This is a genomic window from Variovorax sp. 20P10.2.4 (assembly GCF_058244205.1).
In genome coordinates, this window is the sequence record NZ_JBZAYE010000384.1 from 1 (window position 1) to 7,204 (window position 7,204).

Below are 7,204 nucleotides of genomic sequence, written 5' to 3' on the forward strand. Positions count from 1 at the left end.
ACCTGCTGCTGGCCTTCGGCATCGTGGCCGCGGGCACCGAGGTGCCCAGCCTCATCATCGGCACCATCCCGGTCTGGATGATGTTGCTGGGCCGCCCGCCGGGTCTGCGCATGGCCGCGCTGCTGCCCGGCCTGCTGCTCACCGGCGCCGGCATCGCGCTGATGATCTGGGGCGCATGGTCGGCGCAGCAGGGCGGCGCGCATGGCGGCGGGCGTTTCGCCTGGGGCATCGTGCTCTCGCTCGGCGCGATGGCGAGCTGGACCGTCTACGGCCTGCTCAACGCGGCCTGGCTGCAGCGTCACACCGAGATCCACGCGGCCGACTGGGCCAACTGGCTCGGCATCGCCACCGGTCTGGGCGCCATCGGCCTCTGGCTCGCGGCCGGCAGCGACCTCGCGGCGCTGCAGGCCCAGCCCGACGGCCTGCTGTTCGTCGTGCTGGCGCTCGCGGGCGGCTTCGGCTCCTCGTGGCTCGCCACCATCCTCTGGAACGTCGCGAGCCAGCGGCTGTCGGCCAGCCTCTGCGGCCAGCTCATCGTGAGCGAGACGCTGTTCGCGCTGGTCTATTCCTTCGTCTGGGACGGCCGCTGGCCGCAGGCCACCGAGCTGGTGGCGGCGCTGCTGTTCGTCCTCGGCATCCTCGCCTCGATCAAGGCCCACCGATGAGAATCGAAATCCCCGAGAAGAAGAAACTGGTCTACGAAATGTCGATCCCGATCCGCTGGGGCGACATGGATGCGATGGGCCATCTCAACAACGGCACCTACTTCCGCTACCTCGAGACCGCGCGCATCGACTGGATGCATTCGATCGGCTTCGAGCCCGAGCCCGGCGGCGAGGGCATGGTGATCGTGAATGCCTTCTGCAACTTCTACCGCCAGATCGAGTACCCGGGCCAGGTGCTGCTCAAGATGTACGTGAGCGACCCGGGCCGCACCACCTTCGAGAGCTGGGCCACGATGGCGCGTGCCGACCAGCCCGATGTGATCTGCGCCGCGGGCGGCGCGACCACGATCTGGGTCGACTTCCCGAAGCAGAAGGCGCTGGCGCTGCCCGACTGGCTGCGCGCGCTGGTCAGCGACTGACCGCGGGCGCTCAGGCCGGCCGCAGCACGATCCGCGCCTCGAAGCCCTGGGCCGCACCGGGCGGCGGCGAGGCCAGCTCGAGCTTCGCGCCATGCTTCTCGACGATGGTGCTCACGATCGAGATGCCGAGGCCGTAGCCCGCGCGGTCGGAGCTGTGGCGCACGTGGCGCTCGCGCAGGGTCGCGAGCTGCTCGGCGCTGACGCCGGGGCCGGCATCGCGCACCGCGAGCACGCAGGGCGCCATCACCTCGATCACCACGCGGCCGTCGCCGCCATAGCGCAGCGCGTTCTCCGCCAGGTTGCGCAGCGCGATCGCGAGCGCGTCGACGTCGCCCAGGGCCACCGGCGCCACGCTGTCGGGCACCTTGAGCGCGAGGCGCTCGGCATGCTGCGGGTCCTGCCAGAACTCCTGCGCCACGGTGCCGGCCAGCTGCACCAGGTCGACCCGCGCGCGCGCCAGCGAGGCGCCCGATTCGGCGCGCGAGAGTTGCAGCAGCTTCTCGGCGCGGTGGCTCAGGGTGCGCAACGCATCGAGCGCGGCCTGCACGTCGTTGCGCTGCAGGTCGTGCTCGAGCGCGGTCTGCAGCCGCAGCCGCGCGGCCGCCAGCGGCGTGCGCAGCTCGTGCGCGGCATTGGCCGCGAGCGCGCGCTCCACGTCGAGCGAATGCGACAGGCGCTCCAGCAGCAGGTTGACGTGGTCGCCCACGGTGCGCAGTTCGCGCGGCAGGTTGGGCAGGGCGATCGGGCGCAGGTCGGCGCCGCTGCGCTGCTCGATCTCGCCGGTCAGCCGCTGCAGCACGCGCAGCTCGGTGCGCGCCACGTTGCGCAGCACCAGCGCCAGCAGCGGCAGCACCGCGCCGAACGGGATGATCAGGCCGAACAGCGTGCGGTTGAGCGCGCGGCGGCGTTCGTCGAGCGGATCGGCGACCTGGAAGAACAGGCCCAGCGTGGGATGGCGCACGGTGTAGATGCGCCAGTTCGGGTTGTTCGCGAAGCCGGCGGCCAGCGGCACGTCGAAGGTGTCCTCGGGCGCCTCGGCCGAGCGCAGCAGCACGTGCTCGTGCAGGTCGACGATCTGGTAGATCACCGCGTCCTCCGAGAACAGCTGCTTGGGCGCGATCAACGGCGCGCGCGGCGGCTCCTGGCCCGGGTGCTGCAGCTTCTCGAGCTCCTGCACCGCCATCGCGAACATGCGGTGCGAGACCTCGACCAGCTCGTTGTCGAAGTTGTGGTTGATCTCGCGGTCCACGTACCAGACCACCGCGAACACGCACAGCAGCCAGACGCCGCCGACCCACAGGATCAGCGTGCGCGTGAGCCGGCCGGCCAGGGTGTCGCGCTCGCTGCGCGCGCGAGGTGCTGCCGCTTCGGTCATCGGCTATTCCTCCTCGTCGGCCGAGAGCCGGTAGCCGAGCCCGCGCAGGGTCTGGATGTGGCTGCGGCCGAGCTTGCGCCGCAGCCGGCTGATGAAGACCTCGAGCGTGTTGCTGTCGGCCTCGTCGCCGAAGCCGTAGAGCGCATCGGCCAGGTTCTCGCGCGTGTGGATGCGCTCGGGCCGCGTGGCCATCACGCGCAGCAGCGCCCATTCCTTCTGCGTCAGCGTCACCGGCTGGCCGTCGCGGCGCACGCGGTCGTGCGCGATGTCGATCTCGAGCGTGCCCAGCTGCAGCACCGGCGAGTTGCCCGCGCTGCGCCGGCGTTCCACCGCGCGCAGCCGCGCCAGCAGTTCGGCCGGGTCGTAGGGCTTGATCAGGTAGTCGTCGGCGCCGGCATCGAGGCCGCGGATGCGGTCGGTGACCTGGTCGCGCGCGGTCAGCACGATGACGATCGGCGGTTCGCGCAGCGCGCGCACCTGGGGCAGCAGGGAGAGGCCGTCGCCGTCGCCCAGGTGCAGGTCGAGCAGCACCGCCGCGTACTGCACCGAGAGCAGCGCGCCGCGCGCATCGGCGAGGCTGGGCGCCACGTCGACCACGAAGGCCTTGGCCAGCAGGTAGCCGCAGACGGCATCCGCCAGCGCCACATCGTCTTCGACCAGCAGTATGCGCACGCGGTGGCACTCCTCGGATTCGGTGGGAAAGCCGCAGTCTAGCGTCCGGGCCGCGGTCAGCTTCCGCTCAGCCGGCTTCAGCTTCGGTTCAGGTGGCTTCAGCCCTGGTTCATTCGCACGGCCTAGGCTGTGCCCCTATTTTTGCCGATGGCCGCTTTTCCTTCGATGACCCGCCGTATCCCGAACCTTCGCCTGGGCGCCTGGACCCTGATCTCGTTTGCGCTGCTGTTGCTCTGGGATGCCGCCGGGGCCGACCTGCCGCTGGCGCGCTGGATGGGCACGCCGATGGGTTTTCCCCTGCGCGAGAACCCGTTCCTGGTCCACGTGATGCACACCGGCGCCAAGAACCTGAGCTGGGCGCTGCTGGTCGCGCTGTTCCTCGCGATCCGCTGGCCCGTGGGCTTCCTGCGGCGGCTCGACCGCGCGAGCCGCGCGCAGCTGGCGCTGACGGTGCTGGCCTCGGTGTTCGCCGTCAGCCTGCTCAAGCACGCGAGCCACACCAGCTGCCCCTGGGACCTGCAGGAGTTCGGCGGCATGGCGCACTACGTCTCGCACTGGTCCTGGGGCGTGCGCGACGGCGGCCCGGGCGGCTGCTTCCCGGCCGGCCATGCCTCCACCGCCTTCGCCTACCTCGGCGGCTACTTCGTGCTGCGGCGCGTCGCCCCCCGCATCGCATCGATATGGCTGGCTGCCGCGCTGGTCGGCGGCCTGCTGCTCGGCGTGACGCAGCAACTGCGCGGCGCCCACTACATGAGCCACACGCTCTGGAGCGGCTGGGTCTGCTGGACGGTGGGCCTCGCCATCGACACGGTGATCCGTCGCGCCCGCCGTTCGACGGATGTTGTTGCGTTGCAGCAAGCCTGAACGCTGCCTGAACTGCAAGTTCAGGCTCCTTTCAGGCCCGCTTCCTACATTTGTCGCATGTCTGTCACGCGCATAGAGCCCGCGCCGTTCCGGTCCGGCCTCCCTTCGATCTCCGAATCCTCGTCGGGCCCCGCGTCCGAAACCCCGTGGGAGGCGGTGCGCCAATGGCTGGAGCGGCCGCGATCGGCTCGCCAGATGGTGCTGTGGCTGGCCCTGTACCTGGGCCTGGCCGCCAACTGGCCGCTGTGGAACGAACTGGCCCGCATCGGCGGCGCGCCCAGCACCTACCTGCCGACCATCGCCGCGATGAGCCTGCTGAGCTTCTGTGGCACGGTGGCGATGCTCTCGTTCACCGCCTGGACCCGCTGGATGAAGCCGCTGTGGCTGGCGGTGGCCGTGCTGGCGGCGCTGGTGCAGCACTACATGCTCGAGTACCGCGTGGTCATGGACCCGACCATGATCGCCAACGTGCTGCAGACCGATCCCAACGAGGCGCGCGACCTGCTGAGCTGGCGCATGGGCTTCAACCTGCTGGTGGTGATCGCGCCGGTCGCCGTCGTGCTGTGGTTCGCGCGCATCGCGCCGATGCGCTGGATCTCGCAGCTGTGGCGCAATGCCGTGCTGCTGCTGCTCATGGTGGTCGTCGCGCTGGTCGCGGCCGTGGCCATGAACCGGCAGCTGGCGCCGCTGATGCGCAACAACGTGCACCTGCGCTACATGATGAACCCGATCGCGAGCCTCTATTCGACCGGCGCGGTGTTCATCAAGCCGCTGTTCAAGCGCAGCGGCAAGCTGATCCCGATCACCGCGGGCACAACGCTCGGTGCCAGCTACGCGGCCCAGCAGAAGCCGCCGCTGTTCGTGGTGGTGGTGGGCGAGACCGCGCGCGCCGACCACTTCGGCCTCAACGGCTATGCGCGCGACACCACGCCCGAACTCGCGAAGCGCGACGTGCTGAGCTACCGCACGGTGTATTCCTGCGGCACCAACACGCTGGCCTCGGTGCCCTGCATGTTCTCGCCGCTGGGCAAGCAGGGCTACGAATCGCGCAAGGACGACTACGAGAACCTGGTCGACGTGCTGCAGGCCGCCGGGCTGGCCGTGTTCTGGCTCGACAACCAGGCCGGCTGCAAGGATGTCTGCACCCGCATTCCCAATGCCTCGGCCCTGGACAACCTGCCACCGGCCGCCAAGAGCGCGCTGTGCGACGGCGAGGAGTGCCTCGACGACGTGATGCTCGAGGGCCTCGATGCGCGCATCGCCGCGCTGCCGGCCGAGCGCCGCGCCAAGGGCGTGGTGCTGGTGATGCACCAGATGGGCAGCCACGGGCCGGCCTACTACAAGCGCTCGGGCGCCGACATGAAGCGCTTCCAGCCCGAGTGCAAGACCAATGCGCTCGCCGAGTGCGGCCATACCGAGCTGATGAACGTCTACGACAACTCGATCGCGCAGACCGACCGCTTCCTTGGCCGCACCATCGACTGGCTCAAGGGCCAGTCGAAGCAGTACGACCCGGGCCTGCTCTACGTGAGCGACCATGGCGAGTCGCTGGGCGAGTTCGGCCTGTTCCTGCACGGCGTGCCCTACAGCTTCGCGCCCGAGGCGCAGAAGCACGTGCCCATGGTCACCTGGTTCAGCGCCGGCCTGAGCGAGCGCCGCAAGCTGTCGCGCCCGTGCATGGAGGCCGGCCTCGATGCGCCGCTCACGCACGACAACCTCTATCACACGGTGCTGGGCCTGATGGACGTGAACACGCCGACCTACAAGCCCGCGCTCGATGCGCTGGCCACCTGCCGCAAGGGCGGCGCGGCCTGAGCGCCGGCCGCGCCGCTTATTTCTTTTCGCGCGGCAGCCGCCCCATCAGGAAGAACTCGGGGTTCGGCTGCATGCCGCTGAAGCTCGCGAGCCGGTTGCTGAGCCCGAAGAAGGCGGTGATGGCCGCGATGTCCCAGATGTCCTCGTCGTCGAAGCCGTGGGCATGCAGCGGCGCGAAGTCGCTGTCGTCGATCTCGTGCGAGCGTTCGCAGACCTTCATCGCGAAGTCGAGCATCGCGCGCTGGCGCGGCGTGATGTCGGCCTTGCGGTAGTTCACGGCCACCTGGTCGGCCACCAGCGGCTTCTTCTCGTAGATGCGCAACAGCGCGCCGTGCGCCACCACGCAGTAGAGGCACTGGTTGGCCGCGCTGGTGGTGGTCACGATCATCTCGCGGTCGCCCTTGGTGAGCGAGCCTTCCTCCTTGAGCATCAGCGCGTCGTGGTAGGCGAAGAAGGCGCGCCATTCGGCGGGCCGGCGCGCGAGCGCGAGGAACACGTTGGGCACGAAGCCGGCCTTCTCCTGCACTGCGAGGATGGCGGTGCGGATGTCTTCGGGCAGGTCGACGAGTTCGGCGAGGGGGTAGCGGGTGGTCATGGTGTCTCCGGTGGGCTTGCGGATCTGGTGGCCGCAATGCGCTCCATCATAGGCAGGTAGGCCTTCGGCCATCGGCGCCAATAGAGTGGTGCTTATCCCGCTTAACGAGCAGTCTATTGGTCATTCAGCCTGTAGCGCCGGCGGTGAGTCACCCGCCTCCAGCACCGCCAGATCGCTCTCGTCCTTGAGCCCCACGCCGCTGAGCCCGCGTCGCAGCGCCTCGCGCATCAGCCAGGCCAGCTTGAAGGCCGCGAGTTCGTACGACAGGCCTTCGGGCCGCACGTTCGAGATGCAGTTGCGCTCGGCATCGTGGCGGCCCTTGCGTGGCGCGTGGGTCAGGTAGATGCCGAGGCTGTCGGGCGAGCTGAGGCCGGGCCGTTCGCCGATCAGCATCACCGAGAGCGTGGCGCCGAACAGCTCGGCCGCCTCGTCGGCGAGCGCGACGCGCGCCTGGGTCGCGATGACGACGGGGGCGAAGCGGGTGTCGGGCGGCAGGTGGGGGCGCAGCGCCGCGAGCAGCGGCGCCGCGTGGCGCGCGACCGCGAGCGAGGACAGGCCGTCGCCGATCACGATGCAGACATCGACCGGTGCGTCGACGTCGGCGCGCAGCCGGTCGGCATCGTCGGCATCGAGCTGCCGCCCCAGGTCCGGCCGCCGCAGGTAGGTGGCGCGGTCCTCGGCGCGGCTGCGCGCGTGCGTGGCCTGCCAGCCGTCGTGCCGCAGCGCGGCTTCGAGCGCATCGACGTCGAGCGCCGCATGGATCGCATCGCGCGCCATCGCATGGGCCCAGCCGAAGCGC

At 70.0% G+C, this 7,204-nt stretch carries 8 protein-coding genes; 4 read left to right on the forward strand and 4 right to left on the reverse strand.

All coding sequences use genetic code 11. From position 1 onward, the window contains the following. Both AC27VN_RS27655 and AC27VN_RS27660 read left to right on the forward strand, forming a co-directional pair. Window positions 1-665, forward strand: a 665-nt coding sequence (locus AC27VN_RS27655; RefSeq protein ID WP_490878606.1) for a DMT family transporter, incomplete at its 5' end; no start/stop codon positions are given. Further along, entirely contained in the window at window positions 662-1,084 is a 423-nt protein-coding gene (locus AC27VN_RS27660) for an acyl-CoA thioesterase (RefSeq protein ID WP_395351641.1), read from the forward strand. The genes AC27VN_RS27655 and AC27VN_RS27660, both read left to right, overlap by 4 nt. Window positions 1,085-1,094: 10 nt before the next feature. On the opposite strand, the gene AC27VN_RS27665 is transcribed toward AC27VN_RS27660, so the two are convergent. Both AC27VN_RS27665 and AC27VN_RS27670 read right to left on the reverse strand, forming a co-directional pair. Then, window positions 1,095-2,459: a sensor histidine kinase gene (locus tag AC27VN_RS27665; protein ID WP_296782081.1), complete on the reverse strand. Its 1,365-nt coding sequence runs from the start codon at window positions 2,457-2,459 to the stop codon at window positions 1,095-1,097. A 3-nt stretch (window positions 2,460-2,462) separates the two neighbouring features. Next, window positions 2,463-3,131: a winged helix-turn-helix domain-containing protein gene (locus tag AC27VN_RS27670; protein ID WP_093344845.1), complete on the reverse strand. Its 669-nt coding sequence runs from the start codon at window positions 3,129-3,131 to the stop codon at window positions 2,463-2,465. 165 nt (window positions 3,132-3,296) lie between these two features. On the opposite strand from AC27VN_RS27670, the gene AC27VN_RS27675 reads away from it, so the two are divergent. Together AC27VN_RS27675 and AC27VN_RS27680 are read left to right on the forward strand one after the other, a co-directional pair. Continuing rightward, window positions 3,297-3,995 carry a phosphatase PAP2 family protein gene (locus tag AC27VN_RS27675; RefSeq protein WP_093345074.1) on the forward strand — a complete coding sequence of 233 codons (699 nt, stop codon included), beginning with the start codon at window positions 3,297-3,299 and terminating at the stop codon, window positions 3,993-3,995. A gap of 57 nt (window positions 3,996-4,052) precedes the next feature. After that, window positions 4,053-5,810: a phosphoethanolamine transferase gene (locus tag AC27VN_RS27680; protein ID WP_490878607.1), complete on the forward strand. Its 1,758-nt coding sequence runs from the start codon at window positions 4,053-4,055 to the stop codon at window positions 5,808-5,810. 16 nt (window positions 5,811-5,826) lie between these two features. On the opposite strand, the gene AC27VN_RS27685 is transcribed toward AC27VN_RS27680, so the two are convergent. Together AC27VN_RS27685 and eutC are read right to left on the reverse strand one after the other, a co-directional pair. Further along, window positions 5,827-6,405 carry a peroxidase-related enzyme gene (locus AC27VN_RS27685; protein ID WP_490878608.1) on the reverse strand — a complete coding sequence of 193 codons (579 nt, stop codon included), beginning with the start codon at window positions 6,403-6,405 and terminating at the stop codon, window positions 5,827-5,829. A 120-nt stretch (window positions 6,406-6,525) separates the two neighbouring features. Then, window positions 6,526-7,204: ethanolamine ammonia-lyase subunit EutC (gene eutC / locus AC27VN_RS27690; RefSeq protein ID WP_490878609.1), on the reverse strand; the 679-nt coding region annotated here is incomplete at its 5' end.

Coding starts and splice junctions, on each gene's coding strand:
- AC27VN_RS27665 (WP_296782081.1), bottom strand. CDS start 2,459: ATGACCGAAGCGGCAGCACCTCGCGCGCGCAGCGAGCGCGACACCCTG.
- AC27VN_RS27685 (WP_490878608.1), bottom strand. CDS start 6,405: ATGACCACCCGCTACCCCCTCGCCGAACTCGTCGACCTGCCCGAAGAC.
- AC27VN_RS27675 (WP_093345074.1), top strand. CDS start 3,297: ATGACCCGCCGTATCCCGAACCTTCGCCTGGGCGCCTGGACCCTGATC.
- AC27VN_RS27680 (WP_490878607.1), top strand. CDS start 4,053: ATGTCTGTCACGCGCATAGAGCCCGCGCCGTTCCGGTCCGGCCTCCCT.
- AC27VN_RS27660 (WP_395351641.1), top strand. CDS start 662: ATGAGAATCGAAATCCCCGAGAAGAAGAAACTGGTCTACGAAATGTCG.